This is a genomic window from Micromonospora sp. LH3U1 (assembly GCF_028475105.1).
Taxonomy (GTDB): domain Bacteria; phylum Actinomycetota; class Actinomycetes; order Mycobacteriales; family Micromonosporaceae; genus Micromonospora.
Genome location: NZ_CP116936.1, coordinates 4,814,054 through 4,831,035 on the forward strand (window position 1 = coordinate 4,814,054; position 16,982 = coordinate 4,831,035).

General features: G+C 66.9%; 10 protein-coding genes. 2 read left to right on the forward strand and 8 right to left on the reverse strand.

The genetic code is table 11. The annotated features are described in order from the left end of the window. Positions 1–306 precede the first annotated feature (306 nt). The 7 genes from PCA76_RS22030 to PCA76_RS22060 form a co-directional block, all read right to left on the reverse strand. Positions 307–2,487 carry an MMPL family transporter gene (locus PCA76_RS22030; RefSeq protein ID WP_272612385.1) on the reverse strand — a complete coding sequence of 727 codons (2,181 nt, stop codon included), beginning with the start codon at positions 2,485–2,487 and terminating at the stop codon, positions 307–309. 1,261 nt (positions 2,488–3,748) lie between these two features. Further along, complete coding sequence (locus tag PCA76_RS22035) at positions 3,749–4,726, reverse strand: NAD(P)-dependent alcohol dehydrogenase (protein ID WP_272612386.1); 978 nt, start codon at positions 4,724–4,726, stop codon at positions 3,749–3,751. Beyond that, a complete protein-coding gene (locus PCA76_RS22040; protein WP_442930147.1) occupies positions 4,723–4,950 on the reverse strand; it encodes a helix-turn-helix transcriptional regulator in 228 nt (75 codons plus the stop codon). The genes PCA76_RS22035 and PCA76_RS22040 overlap by 4 nt, the downstream gene beginning before the upstream one ends. Next, on the reverse strand, positions 4,944–5,372 hold the full coding sequence (locus PCA76_RS22045) for a hypothetical protein (RefSeq protein ID WP_272612387.1): 429 nt from the start codon (positions 5,370–5,372) through the stop codon (positions 4,944–4,946). The genes PCA76_RS22040 and PCA76_RS22045 overlap by 7 nt, the downstream gene beginning before the upstream one ends. 1,552 nt (positions 5,373–6,924) lie before the next feature. Further along, complete coding sequence (locus PCA76_RS22050; protein ID WP_112735805.1) at positions 6,925–7,221, reverse strand: hypothetical protein; 297 nt, start codon at positions 7,219–7,221, stop codon at positions 6,925–6,927. A 967-nt stretch (positions 7,222–8,188) separates the two neighbouring features. Beyond that, a complete protein-coding gene (locus PCA76_RS22055) occupies positions 8,189–9,808 on the reverse strand; it encodes a pentapeptide repeat-containing protein (RefSeq protein ID WP_272612389.1) in 1,620 nt (539 codons plus the stop codon). Between the two features lie 725 nt (positions 9,809–10,533). Beyond that, on the reverse strand, positions 10,534–10,944 hold the full coding sequence (locus PCA76_RS22060; protein WP_112735813.1) for a hypothetical protein: 411 nt from the start codon (positions 10,942–10,944) through the stop codon (positions 10,534–10,536). Between the two features lie 375 nt (positions 10,945–11,319). Here PCA76_RS22060 and PCA76_RS22065 point away from each other — a divergent pair, with 375 nt between their 5' ends. Next, on the forward strand, positions 11,320–11,919 hold the full coding sequence (locus tag PCA76_RS22065; RefSeq protein WP_336298010.1) for an abortive infection system antitoxin AbiGi family protein: 600 nt from the start codon (positions 11,320–11,322) through the stop codon (positions 11,917–11,919). Between the two features lie 202 nt (positions 11,920–12,121). Beyond that, a complete protein-coding gene (locus tag PCA76_RS22070; RefSeq protein ID WP_272612391.1) occupies positions 12,122–12,667 on the forward strand; it encodes a hypothetical protein in 546 nt (181 codons plus the stop codon). 295 nt (positions 12,668–12,962) lie between these two features. Here the strand turns inward: PCA76_RS22070 and PCA76_RS22075 are convergent, their stop codons facing one another. Then, positions 12,963–16,673, reverse strand: coding sequence for a hypothetical protein (locus PCA76_RS22075; protein WP_272612392.1), 3,711 nt, complete (start codon positions 16,671–16,673; stop codon positions 12,963–12,965). Positions 16,674–16,982: the final 309 nt, after the last annotated feature.

Here is a 16,982-nt window from a genome sequence, read left to right on the forward strand (position 1 = left end):
GTTCGTCAGGCCAGGCAACGCCCGCCGGGAAGCGTGCCGACAACGCGGAAAGCACGCCTCGGCGCCCGCGTTGGCGCCACAAGCCCGGTTGAGTTCGTCCTTGATTTCCTCGGCGGCGCGCTTGGCGTCCAAGCGCTGCTGCGTGGTCAGCTCGCTGCGGTTCGCCGGGCTCCCACTTCCACCGCGAAGGGTCTTTCCAACCCAGGGACCGTCAAACGAACTCTCTGTTGTTTCGGGCGTTACCGAAGGCGGTAGGACACGCGGTGGACGGGGCAGTTCGCCTCGCCCACCGCGTGTCGCGATCGTTCAGTGCGCTGCCGTGGCCGCCGACTCGGATGGGCTGGACCCGGTCGGCGTTGCCGACGGGTCGGAGCGGGTGGCGTCACCGTGCCCCGGCCACCAGGCGGTGTGGCCGAGGAGCGCGGTGATGCCGGGGACGAGGAACAGGGACATGACGAACGCGGACAGCACGATTCCCACCGAGACCGCGAAGCCCATCTCGGTCAGGAACGACACCCCGGCGAAGAGCATCGAGGTGAATGTGCCGGCGAGGATGAGGCCGGCGGCGGCCACCGACGGTCCGGCGTGTTGGATCGCCAACGAGGCAGCGGTGCGCGGATCGTTGCCGGCTCGTGCCTCTTCGCGGAGCCGGGCGATCATGAGGATGTTGTAGTCGGTGCCGATCGCAACCACGAACAGGTACAGGATGATCGGCAGCGAGAATGACAGCCCCGACCTGCCACCGACGCCCTGGAAGGCCAGGACGGTCGCGCCGAGCGTCGCCATGAAGCCGAGGCCGACTGCGATCATGAGGTACACCGGGGCGACGAGGCTGCGCAGGAGCAGCCCCAGGATCAAGGCGATCAGCACTCCGGCCACCGGGAAGATCACCCACAGGTCGCGGTTGTTCGCGTCGCGGATGTCGGCGAAGACCGAGCTGACGCCGCCGACCAGCGCGGTCGTTCCGTCCGGGGCCTGGTCGTGGGCCACCTGGCGGAGGTCGTCACCGGCCAGGTCGAGGGCCGCCGTCGAGTACGGGCTCGTGTTCAGCAACAGGTTGATCTGGGCCGTCGTACCGTCCGAGCTGACGGCGACAGCACTGCCGTCGGGAGCGGGCATCAGGCCGCCGACCCCGGGTACCCGGGTCAGTGCCTGCGCGTACCCGGTGAGTGTTGCCGGGTCGAGGCGTTGGCCGTTGTCGGCGCGGACGTAGACGGTGGTCGGGTTGAGGGCGCCAGCGGGGAACCCGGTCTTCAGGTCGTTCAGGGCGCGTGCCGATTCGGTGTTGGCGGGCAGCTGCGCGACCTGGTCGTAGTCGACCTTCAGACCGAACACACCCAGCGCCAACGCGACCATGACGCCACCCGAGGCGAGGGCGACCACCGCCGGCCGACGTCCGGTGAACCGGCCCAGGCGTTGGAAGACGCTGCCCCGAGGAGCGCGCTGCCAGGACTTCGACGGCCAGAACACCTTGGGGCCGATGAGCGAAACGATGGCCGGCACCAGCGTGACCGCGGCGATCGCCATGACGACCACCCCGATGGCAAGGCCCGGACCGAGACTCCGGAAGCCGCCGAACACTGCGAGCAGGAGTGCGCCGAACGCGATCACGATCGCCGCGGCGGCCGACGCGATGACCTCACCGACCCGGCTGACCGCCGTGGCGAGCGCGTTCTTCGGGGCGTCACCGGCACGTAGCCGCTCCCGGTAGCGGAACAGCAGGAAGACGATGTAGTCGGTGCCGACACCGTAGAGAACCACGGTGAGGATGGTCAGCAGTGACTGGTCGACCTGCATGCCGAACGCCTTGACGAACAGGGTGATGACCGCACTCGACACCGCCGAGACCACGCCGACGACCACGACCGGCAGGAAGGCCGCGACCGGGCTGCGGTAGATGATGAGCAGGAGGCCGACGACCAGGGCCAGGGTCACGATGCTGACGACCAGCAGCGCGGTGTCGAAGGCGTCCTGGTTGTCGACGAGGAGGGCGACATCTCCGGTCACCGCGTACGACAGGCCCGAGCCCTCCAGGGTGGATTTCGCCTTGTCGCGGATCGATACGACTGCGTCGCCGAGCACCGGGTCGGCTGGTGGGCCGGTGAGCGAGATGTTGACGAGTTGCACCAGCTTGTTCGGCGAGACGGCCTGCGGCCCGGTGACCGCGGTGCCGACCCGGTCGATGCCGGCGCCTTGGATCGTCTGGGCGAGTTGACTGACCCGGTCGGTGTCGGCGGCACCCAGGGGCTGCCCGTCGACACGCTTGACGACGATGGTGGCGCTCGCACCGTCGCCTTGGCCAAACGCGCGTTCTGCTACCTCCTGCGCCTGCACCGACTCATAGCGGGACGGTAGGAAGCTGGCCTGATCGGTGCTGACCTGATCAGCGAGAGACGGCGCGAAGAACGAGCCGACGAGCAGCACGAGCCATACCGCTATCACTTTCCATGGATTGAGGACGATCGCGCGTCCGAATCTGGCGAACATGCGGGAGAACTCCTGTCATCGGTGATGAATTGCCGGCGATATCCACCCGCCACGCACTGCCAACCAGCGGCGGAGAACAGCTGACTCGTTTGCCATTTACGGAGGCAGTGCCTGTTCAACGACGTTGCCGCCTGCGGCCGTCACAGGAGACGTGTCCAGCGCGTCGTCTGATCGAAGCGTCGACGTGGCGACTTCCGCCGCCTCCAACTCTCGTGGTGCCATTTTGGCACCGGTTGGCTCAGGATGCAACCATCATGGCTCATGATGGAGCCACCTATCACCCCGCCGTCTCATACTGACCTGCCCACAGCCAGGATCACCCCTGCCTGATCCCTAGCCTCTTGCCGACGCGAGGAGCCGACATCAAGGCGCGCCAAGCGGCGCCGGCAGGTCAGTCGGGCGGCTCGACCAGCCGCTCCATCCGGTTCCAACCGGACCAGCCCCGCTCGCGCATCAGCTCCCGCAGCCGCCGTACCCGCGGGTCGGACTCGACGGCAAGCGCGTCCATCAGGTCGTGCGGGAGGTCGTCCTCGACCTCCTCGCCGGGAAGGATCTCACCGGCGGCGTATGCCTGCTCATGGCAGGCAGCATGAAGGGTTGACGCAGCGTCAGGGTCAAGCCCACGGTGCGGACTTGATTGTTCGCCCGATGAGAGTTGTGTCATGACGCTCCCGACGAGAGTGGCTGACTCCTCTTGGACGGCATTGACAACCTGAGCTCGGAGCCATGCGATTGCGAGTGGCCCAGCGGTTGCGGTCGTGACACGCTGCCCCGGCGGCGTGTGTCTGGGCGGCAGCGACGCGCAGGCGGGGTCCCGCTGGCTGACAATCTCACCCAAAGGTAATGGTGGCGCCATGACCACCGAGATGCGCACGCTGGGGTGCTTGAGGCGCGCATGCTGCCCACCGCGCAGCGGCCGGTGGCCGACGCGGCCGGCGCGAACCGTCCGGCGCGGCGGTACTACGAGCGGCTCAAGCCGCGCGACGGCCGTCGAAGGCATTGTCGGGCGGCGCGGCAGCTACATCACGTTCATCAGGGAAAGGGTTGTCCGCCACCACCTGCAGTCGTTCTGAATGCGCGCGTCGCGTCTGCGGGACCCGGATGTGCAGGTTCTGCTGGTAGTGGCGCTGACTATGGTCGGGTCGGCATGAAGTTCCCTCGCAGTCATATCGCTCGCGGGGAGATGTCAGCTTTGGGCGTGGCCGACGCATGCGGCGTCGGCCGCCATGGCACCGCAGAAGCGTTCGCGACGACCACTGGGTCAGATGGTGACGACGATCTTCCCCGCCGGGTGCCCGTTCCGGAGGTGCCGGATCGCGTCCGCCGCCTGGCTCAGGGGATAAGTGCGGTCGACCGCCGGGGTGAGCGCCCCCGATTCGATGAGGGTCCCCAGCTCGTTCAGGTCCTCGGTCCGCTCGACCGCACTCACGCTGCGCAGCCGTTGACCGACGAACAGGGACAGCAGCGGCGCGCGGAACATCTGCCGGTCGTAGCCGCTGAGCACCGGGCCCTTGGTATACGTGCCGCCGACCAGCGCCAGCGTCCCGTGTGGGGTGAGGGCGCGGCGCAGGAGAGAGACCGGCCGATCGCCGCCGGTGTCGATGACCACGTCGTAGATCGGGCCGTCGCGGTCGACCTCCTCGCTGGTGTAGTCGAGGATGTCGTCGGCGCCGAGGGAGCGTACGAACGCGGCCCTGGCCGGCGTGCAGACGGCGGTGACCGTCGCCCCGTACGCCTTGGCGATCTGCACGGCGTGCGACCCGACACCGCCAGACGCGCCGATGACCAGCACGCGGTGTCCCCGGCGCACCGCGCCGCTGTCGCGAACCGCGCGAAGCGCCGTCATCGCGGAGACCGGCGCGGCGGCGGCCTGCGCGAACGACACGTTGGCCGGCTTACGGGCCAGCCGCCGCTCCGGCGCGCTCGCGAACTCGGCGTACGAGCCGCGCAGACAGGTGCCGTACACCTCGTCGCCGGGCCGGAACCGGGTCACCCGGGCGCCGACCGCGGCCACCACCCCGGCCAGGTCCCGCCCGCGCACCGGAACCCGGGGCCGGCGCAGCCCTGCGGCCAGCCGCGCCAGGTAGGGGCGACCGGTCATGAAGATCCACACTCCGGGGTCGACCCCGGCGGCGCGGACCTGGACGAGGACCTCCTCGTCGTTCACGGCCGGTTGGTCTATGTCGCGTAGGTGGAGCACGTCGGTTGGGCCGTAGCTGTCCTGGACGATGGCCTTCATGGTGCCGTCTCCTCGGGGTACTGGAACACGTCGTCGAGCCGTGCGTCGAACAGGCGCGCGATCTTGAATGCCATCTCCAACGATGGCGAGTAGCGGCTTTGCTCGATGGCGATGACGGTCTGCCGGGTCACGCCAATCCGGTCGGCGAGCTCGGCCTGGGTCATCTCGCCGTGCGCGAACCGCAGCGCGCGGATGTTGTTCGTGACGCGGGTCGGCCTCACCACTGCGGGACACCCTTGCGGTAGACGATCACCTTGGCCAGGGAGCCGACCGCCGCCGACAGGACGAAGCACAGGTAGATGACGTTGGCGATCCAGAACCAGTCCCACTTGGCCAGTGCCATCAGCATCGCCGACACTGCGCCGATGACCACGAATGCCTGGCCGACGTGGTCGCCGAGCCGTCCGATCTCCCGGTCGCGTACGTCCTTGACCCGGGAAGCGCGCGGGTTCACCACGCCCACACCAATCTCGGCCACGATGCTCGCGACGATGGCCCCGCCAACCGTCCACAGCAGAACCCCGGCGTACGGGATGGCGGCGAGCGGCCCGCCGTCGGCCCGGTTCAGGACGACGGCGGCGTAGACGGCATACCCCACCACGCTGACCACCAGCATGATCCAGGCGCGTTTCTCCTCGTGCGTCACGGCCGCCTCCCTTGTAAAGAATTCTTGACACGGCCATAGTATGGCGTCTTTGACATCGTGTCTAGAAAGTTTTACATAGAGGTCGACCCCTGGTCGGGTAGCAGGGATCTGCTGGTGAGCGACATGACTCTCAGGCACCAATTCCTGACAGTCCTATCGCTCCTGAGGAGACACCGAGCTCCGGTGACTGCGGCCGCGGCAAGGGGTTGGACCAGCAGGGCCGGGTTGAGGTCGGTGAACTCGCGGCGGCGAGGATCGGCAGGGTGGTTCGGGCGGTCGCCAGGTCGGCCAGTTCGCCGTCGACGCGGCGAGTTCACCGGTCAGCGCCGGCGATCTGCTCGCGTAACTGTTAGGCGTGCTGGCGTGTGGTGGTATCGCGCTCGGCGATCAGGTCGAAGGCCGTGAGAAGGTTCACCGGTGTCGCCAGGAGAGTGTGCTGGAACCGGTCAGCCGCCGCACGATGTTCGCCGTCGACGCCCACAACGCTCGTGACACGGCGGATTGCTGCCGGCTCACGTACTCGCGCGCGCGAAGGCGGTGCAGCACGCCGCAGTCACCAAGACCGCGACAATCAGCCCCAACACGTCCACGACCAGGCCCCGCTTGCGCTCTACACCTTCTTCGCCGCGCCCCTAGGCCGAGCGCTCGGCGACATCGTCGCCGAGCTGCGCGACGCCGACCCCGACGACAAAGCCGAGGTCTACCGGCACCTCGGACTCCGACTCACCTACCAGACCGAAACGCAAACGGTGCGCGCTGCAGTCGATCTCAGCGCACACCGTGGGCAAATCATTTGTGTCCGAGGGGGGATTCGAACTCTTGTACGTGTCATCGGTGCTCCATTTCGGGTGCACATGCTCATAGATTACGGCACGTTCAGGGTTGGCTCAACCTCGCGCGCTCATTACCGGGCGTGAGCATGAATCGAAGTCGGGCCGCGTATGGTCCAATATTGCCAGCCAGCTGGCTCGGTTATCGACTGGCCGAAATGAACGTGCAGGCATCAAGCCAGCCCCACCGCAGGGGTCCTGGTGAGTTTTCGGTCGACCGGCGTTGACGGCAACCCGTGCCGCTCGCGTTCTTCGGTAGCGAGCGCACCAGGTTCACCGCCTTCGTCGAACTCTGAAATTCACAACAACCGCGCACAGCGCCAGAGCATCCGGCAGCGCGGTCTGTGACGTTGCCTGTCAACTAAAAGGGGGGTGCATGCGAGCGTGACTCTCAGTCAGGATGCGATCGAGAAGACGACGAAGTTGGTCGAGTCTCTCGCTGAGGTGACAACCGCAGTCAAGCGGGACCCCAGTGGGCGACATTCTGGAAGACCCGGACGCGCCTGATCCCGTCATCTGGCTCGATGCCCTACCGCAGAGCGTTCAATGAATGGCTAGCCCTGCCAATGATGTGATCATGAAAATGCGTCCGTCTCGGCCACCGACGGAGCCGGCGCCGCCGGAGTTGCTGCACGAGTGAATCGACATGGATCCCGTGGGCGGGTTCGCTGGTCCTGCGGCGCGCCTGTTGGACGCCCGGCTGTGTCCGCTTCCTGCGGGAGTTACAGCAACAGGTGGTGGTTGCCTGCGGTGCTGCTGACGCAGGTGCCGTTCTGTCGTTGGGTCGCAAGATGGCGCGGCCATAGATGCGCTCGTTTCGTGCCGTTCTGCGCGACGCACAGTTCTGCGGTTACCTGTAAGGAGGCTGGTAGGGGGTAAGTGCCGTGGTACGGCGCGAGCATGAGTGCGTAGTGGGCGGGGCTGAGGTCCGTCATGGCGAGCCATGACAGGACAGGGTGGCTGGCGTCGCCGAAGGCGATGAGCCGCCCCGGTTCGGCGTCCTCGAACACCAGCGACATGTTGTTAGCGCGGGCGCGTCCTCGGGACACGAGGATCGTTCTTTTTGAACGTGCGGAGGGGTGAGCAGCCGCCGTGGATCGTCTCGGACGAACTTTGGGCCGAGATCCGAACCACTGTTGCCACCCCGACCACCACGCCGGCACCGGTTCCCCGGGCCTAAGCGCCTCGACGACCGCAGAGTGTTGTGCGGAATCCTGTTCATGCTTCACACCGCGATTCCGTGAAGGTTCCTGCCCTAGGAGTTGGGGTTCGCCTTGGGAAGACCTGCTGGCGCAGGTTGCGGGACTGGAACGACGCTCGCGCATGGCAACGACTGCACGCGATCCTGCTCGGCAAGCTGCGGGCCACCGATCAGCTGGACATGTCGAGCGTGTTCCACCTGCCAATCAGGAGATCACGCCGCCGCCGTACGTGAAGGCGCCGAGATAGGGAACCTGCCCGGGGCCGAAGGCCTCGGATGATGCTCACCCGGCATGGCCGCAAGGGATCGCTGCAGCCCGGATCGTTGAATACGTGACCGTCCACCGGCGGGCCCCGGGCGCTTCCTGAAGGTCGGGGCATCCGGGTTGCAGGGACGTCCCGACTTCGTGAAACCCGAGTCGATCAACCGGGTAGCCGTCGCAGCCAGCGACGAGAAGGGGAGGGACCAGGGCAGTCATAGCCGTGGCACCGCGGCCGACACGGCGGCAGAGATCCTGCACGCCACCGGTCGCGATAGCCTGGCCACAACGGCCAGGACCATCGCTCACCTGCTACACCTGGTCGCCATTCTGGCTCGTAGCCGGGACGGCCAGAGGTAGCCCTACCGAGCCCGGGGTTGACGGGAGTCAACCCCAGGCTCCCTGTAGACGATTCTCCCTGGCCCGTCGTGGTGGCCCTTAGCAGTCTTCCACCCTGCCGGTCGATCCGGGCACCCCACCGCGAGTCCTACGACGCTGGGTGTCTGGCAGCATGGGCGGCTGCTTATCATGGCGTCGGCACAGGCAGCGGCATGTCCGATGGCGGCAGCCACCGGTCCGGCAGGAGAAGCCCGTTCGGCAGCTTGTTGTTGAACGAGAACGTCGGACGGACATCCCCTATCGCCCGCTTGAGATCAACGAGGCCGCCCACGAATCTGGCGCGTTGAAAGGACACCGTGCCGCGAAAGCACGCGCCCTCAAAGTAAACTCTGCCGCCGGAGAATCTGGTGAAGTCGAAGGACACCTTGCAACCGTCGAACAGTGTGTCGACGAAGATCAGGTCGCCGCCGCTTACCACCGCCTGGCCGAGGAACACCTCGCCGCCGGAGAACGTCGCGTCGGCGAAGTCCACCGCGCCATCGGAAAACACCGCCCGACCGAAGCCAATCAGCCCGTCCGAGAACGCCGCTTTTTGGAAGAGCACCTCGCTGCCACAGAACCTCGCAGCTTCGAAGGCGACCTCGCCACCGGAGAACGTCGCCTCGGCGAAGGACACCATGCCGCCGAAGAAGCGCGCTCCTTCGAAGGTGACCTCGCCACCGGAGAACACTGCCTTCGCAAAGGACACCGCGCCCGCAGAGAAGGTTGCCTTCGCGAAGGACACCATGCCGCCGGAGAAGTGCACCCGGCTGAAGTCGCCACCGTCGAAGACGGCCCCGGTGAAGTCGAGGTCGCGGCCCTGCCAGCTGTGCGGGTTCGTCGTGGGCAGGCGCAGGTGGTCGCGGATGAGCCGGATGACTGTGTGCCGGACCTGCCGTTCCTCATAGGGGTCGCGGCCGGACGTGCCGACGGGCACCGAATCCGTAACGTCCTCCGCCGGAGCGGCGGCGGGTTCACCGGCGGGCTTGGCGGCGACTGGTGGCGTATAGGGCATACGCAGGTAGGCGCAGAGTACGTCAACGCACATCTGACGCCCGCCGGGCCAGTCGTTGGCCAGGTTGGCGACGGCGTAAACGCCGGCGAGGCGTACGGCGGCCTTGTCCGAGCCGACCAGCTCGACGGCCTTGGTGAAGCGCTCGTTGAACAGCTTGGTGTTCTCCCGACGTTCCTTAGATTCCTCCCGGTGTTCCGCAGCCTCACCGAGATGCTGACGGCGGTATGCGACCGTCAGCGCCACGACGCCACCGACCCCTCCAACCACCGCCAAGACGATCTTCATGGCGTCGAACGTGTTGGTCAACGTCCAGCCACTCGCCGCCGTCACGGCCCCGGGTGGGCCGGACACGTTTGGCGCGGGTGCAGGTGCCGACGGGCTGCCAGTCAACGCCGGGCGACCTACGGCAGTCCACAACAGCGTGCCCAGCCCGAACGCCACTCCGATAGCCAGCCCAAGCAGCAACGCCACATGTACCAGCAACGGCAACTGCGGCCCCTGCCCCGTTCGCTGGGCCGTGCCGCGGCTGCGCGCCGCCGCAGCGATCAGCACGGCCACGGCCACCAGCAGCATGCTGGGCCATGCCTCAATCAGAACTCGGCCAACGGCCACGGCGGCTTGCCCAGCCCGTCGCGGGATCAGCCACATCAACACCGCCGTACTCAGCACGCCCGCCGCAACCAAATACAACAGCCAGCGCTGGAAAGCCTGCGTCGCCATCGCTATCCACACCGAGTGCAGCCACAGTTTCATACCAGCATCCTGGCGTAGACCTGACTGCATCCGGGCGCGCCTTGCGTACCCATAGGACGCCTTTTTGGCGTAGCGACAGCAGCGGAGCGTCTGACCTGCGACAACTACGCCCTAAGCTAAGCCCGTCCATGGGCGGAGGGGTCTGCTGCTCAGGAGCTGTAACTCACTCCGGCTGGTTGCGCGGCGCGACTGACATACCACCCCGAAGCGCAAGCGGTGCACGCTGAAACCGATCTCAGCGCACACCGTGGGCCTATGGGCCGTGTCCGAGGGGCGACACGAACCAATGCCCCACCACCGCTGACCATCAGCAAGACGTTGAAGCTGATGCAAGTGTAGGCGCCCTGGTGACCTCTTCGAAAGCGCACAGGACACTGCACCGACTCTCAGGCTGCGAGAAGGAAAGATTGCAGGTCGCGGTGGGTGCCCGTTCGCCGCGCTTGGGCATCGTTCGACGGCATCCAATGCCGACGGTTGCCCCCAGCGCGGCCTCGGTCGCGGCGGGCAGCGTCCGATCGACTGGCACGATGTTGCTCTCGCGAGGCGTCTGGCTCGGCCGCTGTAGTCGAAGATTTGCGCCGGACACCTGATGGGGTAGCCGCGGCTGGGTTCCGTTAGCTGTGTGGATAACTGCGGCGTTCGCCGAGGGTCGCGTACTTGAGGCGGTGGCCCCAAAAGGGGGTCGGGAGGAATGCCCGCTTGGGTGTCGTGAGCCGGGACAAGTGTCATGTACGCGAGCGACTGAGCTTCTGCAGGTGGTTACGCATCATTGACAGATCGCTGAGGTGCATACGCACCAGCCAGGGATCTTTGTCGCCATACCGGTAGGGCTCGTAGCGGAACACCCGCTCGCTGGGCCGAACCGGGCTTCTACGCAGCTGCTTGGTGGCCTTGAGGTCCATCGTCACATCGAGCCACCAACGACGACCCGACCGGTATGGACTGGATGCGGCGTGGGCCAAGCCCGAGGCTCGGCGGAATGTGCGCTCGAAGACCCACAGCTCGTCGCCCTCACCGACGGGGTCCCGGCTGTCAAGACCGACGCTCATGGTTCCGTAGCGGATGAACAGGTCCAGGCTTACCTCCTCGCCGTCGAAGAGGTCTGTGTCATTGTGATCGATCACCAGCCACCACACCGGCTCAGCCTGCCGACAACAGGTATTCCCGTCAACAAGTCCGAGGTCGAATGCATCTGCTCCTACGGGACGTTTCGTAACTGGGTGAAGGCGTTGCCCGGGCCGGGCGGGTGGTCAGCCGGCGAGGATGATGTTGTGGAGGTTGGCGATGCCGGAAGCGGCGGGGCAGCCCACCCGACTACGGCAGAGGTATAGCAAAGTGGACCTGTGGCCAGTATCGAGGACCTTCTGCAACGACGTACCGACCTGTCGACCTTCTTGATCCACCTAACCCGTGACACTCTCGGTAATGACGGGCCCAGTGCCCGGGAGAACCTGCTGACGATGATCGGGGACGGATACATCGAGGCCTGCTCACCGTTCGGGCCGGCGTCGATGCACGAGCCGAACCTGACGTACGCGGCGACGCAGAAGGTCGTGTGCTTCACCGAGACCCCGCTCGAGCACACCTGGATGATGCTGGAGGACATCGACAAGCGCGACGTGCACTTCCAGCCCTACGGCCTGGCCGTCACCAAGACCACTGCTCGCAAGGCCGGCTGCAACCCCGTTTGGTACTCCGACATCACGCCCGGCCGCGACTGGCCGATCGACGCGGTGAACGCCATGGTCAACGACGCCGTACGCCGAGCCACCACCGGCCGGACCGTCGACCGCGACAAGTTGAGCGAGGAGCCCATCTTCAAGCTCACCCCGTTCTTCGAGCAGATGGGCCCGACCAAGTACAGCCGCAAAGAGTTCTGGTGGGAGCGAGAGTGGCGCCGCATCGGCGACTTCCCCCTGTACCCCCGCAGGACCGTCGCGGTCCTGGCACCCGCCCATGACCATGAGCACCTTCGAAAGGAGCTCACCGAAATCAACGAGGGGTGGGGTGCGCGGCCGATCCTTGACCCCCATTGGGGCCTTGAGCGGATGATCGCGGCGATCGCGCAGATCAGCGACGAGCACATCGGTCCGTTCCCTGACGCTGGCTGACACGGCGCGCCGGCGTTCTGGTGGCATGCTTCGTGGCCTGCGCGGTACCTCGTAGACTACCGGCGGCGGTCACGCCCGCCCGTCTCCAAGCCGCTGGCGCCCACGCTGCTGGTGATCGAGGACAAGCCGTCACCGACGCAGCGTGAACTCCACAGCAAACCCTTCCTCGCGAGGGGCGTGGGCCTTCACAGAAGGAAACATCATGGGCAAGCGCAACCGCGCACGCACCCGAGCCATCCGCGCCGAGATGGCGCAGACCGGGCAGAACTACACCCGCGCCGCCGCCACAGCAGCTGAGTCACCGCTGGACGGCGGCGGGGTACGCAGCAGCGGCGATGCCGCCGTCGAGCACGTCAAGCGCCTGCTGCGGGCGCAACTGGCCATCGACGACGCCCGCTACGAGCGCCTGGAGGAGCTCGAGCAGACGGGGTGTCGCATCGTCGATGGCGGGCAGGTCGGCGTCGACGGGTGGAACATTCTGGACTGGCGCACCGACGAGGTGATCGCCGAAGGCGACGACGGGTGGGAGGGCTACGCAGCCGCCACGAAGCGGCTGTGCCCCGACGGCCGGTGGGTTCACGTCGACAGCGTCACCGACGACCTGCCGCTGCCGGAGGTAAGCACCCCGGGGGTACCGCCCTCGCTAGCGAAGGCGCTCGACGATTGGATTAGCCAGAACAGCACATCTGTTGAGGAGATCGCGCAGTTCATCGGCTGGTCCGTCGAGAAGGTCCGCGAGCACCAGTAACGCCGCCTCGGCGTCAGAACGGCGCAGGCACACCCGCTCTCATCGACTGGCTCGCTGTCCACGAGTCAGTTCGACCGGTCGATGAGAGCGGCCCAATCCTCATCTTCGGGCCACTTCGCCAAGGCGGGCACCGGCGTCGCCGGTAGTCATTCCGGCGGTGGCTGCTCAGTCAGGCGATCCCGGCGCTCGGTGGCCTGCTCGCGCATCTCGGCGGCGAGGCAGCAGCTCGACGTCCGTCGGGCTGTAGCCCATGCGGTCAAGGCCGGTCCGGTCGCTGATCTCCACCGTGCCCCGGTCATAGTGGAATGGGCCCTGGTGCCGGGTCGACGCCGGCTTTCAAGATGTCCAGCAGTTGGTGCGGAAGCGCGAAAGGCACCTGCGGTTCGGCGACGAACGCGGCAGGTTCCACATCACGGGTCACCAGGATCGGCACCACGCGCCACCTTGCCCGGTCGGGACCGCCGACCAGCACGGCGACGCCGCGCGCGGCCTCGCGGATCTGTGCGGCCTTGGCGAGCAGCCGCGGCACATACGGCTTCGGACCGCGGTAAAACTTACGAACGTGGTTCCGGAGAGTTTCCGTGCTGAACGCCGCGATTGGGTCCTTGACCTCGCCAACCCACAGTCTGCCTGTGGCCGGATCGGCGACCACCAAGTCCACCTCCCCGAGCGGTTCCGGGATGCCAGCACCCTTGAGCTCGGCCACCTCGACATGGGTGCGGCATGGCAACCCCGTCGCGGCGACGACGCCGTGGACGAGCTCCTCGAGCTGGGCGTTCAACTCCTGCCGATAGGCGCTCATCATGTCGGCGACGCCGGGCGGAAGGTCACGGTGGGCGAACGGCAGCCGTGACCGGTGCAGGTAACCGTCGAACAGACGCTGTGTGTCGAGCAACCGCCACGGCATGATCCACAACTGGCCTTCGGCGTCGACGAGCGGGCGCAAAGCGAGGCGATGCACCCGCCGCTCGATGTCGAGAAATCGCAGCGGGCCCGCCTCGCGCAGGTGGTCACCGGACAGGGTGAGCAGGTCGACGGCTGCCTCAATCTGCGCCACGCTGAGCTCGGACCATTGCGCGGCGGCATCGACGAGTTCGGCACGGCTTACCGCGTGTACGCCGGAAGCGTCGGTGGCCCAGTCGACGGCCACGCCGAGGACGGCACGTATCCCGTCGAGACCCGTGCCCCAGTGATCGCGGAGTCGATCATCGACCCGTTGCAGTTTGACCGGCAGCCGTCCGTGTATTGGGGTAAAGAATCCCTGGTACCGATGTCCCGGTGGTGAGTTTCTGAGGAGGCCGGGGTCGTCGTCCTGATGGTCGTCGGCGGCGCCAGCCGGCTGACTGCCGGCCGGGATGAGACGGGCCGCGCGGCGGTGGTCGGTGTAGGCGGCGAGGTCGATTTCGACGCGCTCGACATCGTCATGGTCGGACCGATCCGGTTCGACCGCGAACATGCCGCGGCTAATGGTGAGGCGCAGGCCATGCAGCCGGTCGGTGTAGCCGCGGGCCACGGCTGCCGTGACCGCCAGCCGGTGCGCCAGCGCGGTGATCTCGGCGACATCGAGCTCGTCGGCGACGGCGCTGCCTACGGGTGGTTCGGCGAGAAGGGACTCGAGGAGGGTCTCCAAGGCGTGGGTCTGCTGGTACTGATCGTCGGTGAGGGCGATCTCGTGCCAGTTGTGCGCCCAGGGCCCGGTGAGGGCTACAGCAAGTTGCTGGGCGCTACGGTAGGCGGTGGCGTGGGCGTCGTTGACCCGGGCGGCGACGGCCAACGTCACCGTGCGATCGAACTGGCACGTTAGGTCGTGCAGCGATTCCTGAACGGCCGGCAGGATGAATTCTTCGCACATCCGCAGTGCGTCCGGGCCGAGAAAGACGCCGTCGGGGGTTCGGCGGGTCAGGATGGCGGTGACGGCTCTCCGAGTGGCGCGGGCGTGTACCGCCGCCGATCGCGGGAGGCCGTCGTTGCGCGCTACCAGTGGAAGTGCCTCCACCTGTCGGTGCACGGTCATGAAGGGCGCCGCCGCCCGCCACGCCATTCGGAATGCTGACGGTGCGAACCCGCTTGCTTCGTCGCCGGTGGCCAGCGCGGTGAGCCCGCGTTCCAGCCCTTCGCCAATGAGCGCATACGCAGATGCCGGGTTGTCGGCAAGCATGATGAGAAGCCCTGCTGCCATGACCAGAGCGATCTGCCTCAAGTTCGGGTCGACCCGCACGAAGGCGAGAGCGCCGTCGGTGTGCTCGAATGACGTGTCCGGGAGCCAGACCAGGACCAGCCGCAGTGTTCGCCCGGTTTCGTCGCACACGTGTTTACTGATGGCCGGCTTGCGTAGGTGTAGGCGCAGGCTGTCGGCGAATCCCACGATCGTGTCGGGATGGGTGTGCAGCGTGGCGGCGTCATTGAGGTCGACTTCGAGAACGACAGGCGGGTTGACGTTGACCAACATCGCCGGGCTGTCCGGCTTGTAGAACAGGTCGGCGCCATCACCGTGGTCACCACGCGCGAGGGGCCAGTCGATGTGCTCCGCGCTGATGCCGGCCCCGGCCAGCACGGCGTCGACGCCCTCCCACGACGCCGCCCTCTGCCACGTCTCGTCCGTTGTCGCCGGTGCAACGGCCAAACCCTGCCGCGATGCCCCCACCGTGACCGGTCCGATCGAGCCGTGCTCCTTCCACGCTCGCCAGACGTCGAAGATGTCAACGAACGCGACATCGGTATAGCCGGGGTGGAACACGAGGTCTTCGAGGAAGCAGACCACGGTGGTGAGGTCGCCACCGCACTCGGCGAGCATCTCGGCGAGTTCCTCAACGTGGAGGACGACGGCTTCGCCGACCATCTGCGCCACGACGTTCGCCGGCCCTCCGTAGACGATGACCTTCGCAACAGGCCTTTCTCCGGTTACGGAGCGACCACTAGGGCCTTGGGCGATGTTGTGCGTCGTGGCAGTGTCGACCGACAGCAGTTTCTCGCCCCAGGCGATCCCTCCTTGCAACCCAGCACCACTCACGCCGCTGACCACCGCGATGCGGAACCGCGGGCCCTCAATGACTGGTCGGACGGGTGCTGGTTCGGGCGTCTGGCCACCGCGGCTCACCAGTCGCCGCGAGAGCAGGTCTACGGTGTGCGACCACGTGCGCGCGTGCAACTGCACTGCGGCGTCGCCGGCGTCGCCAACCATCTCCGCGAGATACCGGGTGGCGGCGACCGCTGCGCTCAGCGCCAAGCAGGCCGGCACCCCGACGTGCCGATGCTCAGCGGACACTTGCAGGACTGGCCCGAGCGTTGCCTCGTCGGCAATGTGGCGCATACGCAGATGCTGCCTGTCGCGGGTCAGCCAGGTCAGCGCCCGTCGGGCGGCCGCAGGCTTACTGCACTGGTCAATCCATCCAAACGGCTCGGCGTCGACCAGCCGCAGGACTGCCGACACGTCAGCGTCACCGACACGAGGCGCAGCAGCGCTAGCCTCCGGGCCTGCCTGCCAGGCCGGCGCGAGCTCCTCGATGATGTGGTCGCCATGCGCGAGGCAGACCTCAAGGACGTCACTGAGGGAAAATCCCATGCGAGCCGTTACGGTCTCGTCCACCGCTCGGGCGGTCTGTTCGAGCTGGCGAAGCAGCACCACGGGATGGTCAAAATCGCCGGGGTGAACTCGCCAGCGGCGGCTTCCAAGAGTAAAACCAACCAAGCGGCGAGGATCGTTGGGCGTCCGGGACGTCTCTGGCACGCGGATCGGTGCAGCGCGCAACGCACTCTCGACCAAGCGGACCAGGTCCGCGGGCTGGGCATCGATACCGCCGGCCGGCGGCCGCCGCAGTGCTCGTCCCCATAGCAACGTCAGGTGGTACTCCCAGGGGCGACATGACGGGGAGTCGAGTGCCGCGGCGATCAGTACGAGGATGGACTTGCCCGCGAAGGACGCAAGCGCCCGATCGATCAGGGCCCATCGCGGCTGAGTCCCAGTGTCGTTACGGGCGCCGGTGGGCTGGTAGCGAGTGACGTGCACGGCGCCTATCCTGCGTGATCACGGCCCTCGCGGACCAGCTAGTTCCACCGCGCCCAGTGCATTTTTGTGCGGTGGCCTGACATCGCGGGCGCGGTGTGGCCATGGCGACCAAGGTGTCCACATGCGCGCTGCTGATGCTATTGCCGGCATCGCCCGGAGGTGGCGCTGCTGAGCATGTTCCGGGTGCTCTGACCGCGGAACCGAGTCCGCACCACCTCCGGGCGATGATCGCCATCGCGTGCAGCTGCCGCTGGGCCGTGGCGCTGGCTTCCACGGCGGCCCGGCGGACTATCAAGCGCATCTGCAGTG

Coding starts and splice junctions, on each gene's coding strand:
- PCA76_RS22070 (WP_272612391.1), top strand. CDS start 12,122: ATGGGCAAGCGCAACCGCGCACGCACCCGAGCCATCCGCGCCGAGATG.
- PCA76_RS22050 (WP_112735805.1), bottom strand. CDS start 7,221: ATGTCGCTGGTGTTCGAGGACGCCGAACCGGGGCGGCTCATCGCCTTC.
- PCA76_RS22030 (WP_272612385.1), bottom strand. CDS start 2,487: ATGTTCGCCAGATTCGGACGCGCGATCGTCCTCAATCCATGGAAAGTG.
- PCA76_RS22035 (WP_272612386.1), bottom strand. CDS start 4,726: ATGAAGGCCATCGTCCAGGACAGCTACGGCCCAACCGACGTGCTCCAC.
- PCA76_RS22065 (WP_336298010.1), top strand. CDS start 11,320: ATGCACGAGCCGAACCTGACGTACGCGGCGACGCAGAAGGTCGTGTGC.
- PCA76_RS22055 (WP_272612389.1), bottom strand. CDS start 9,808: ATGAAACTGTGGCTGCACTCGGTGTGGATAGCGATGGCGACGCAGGCT.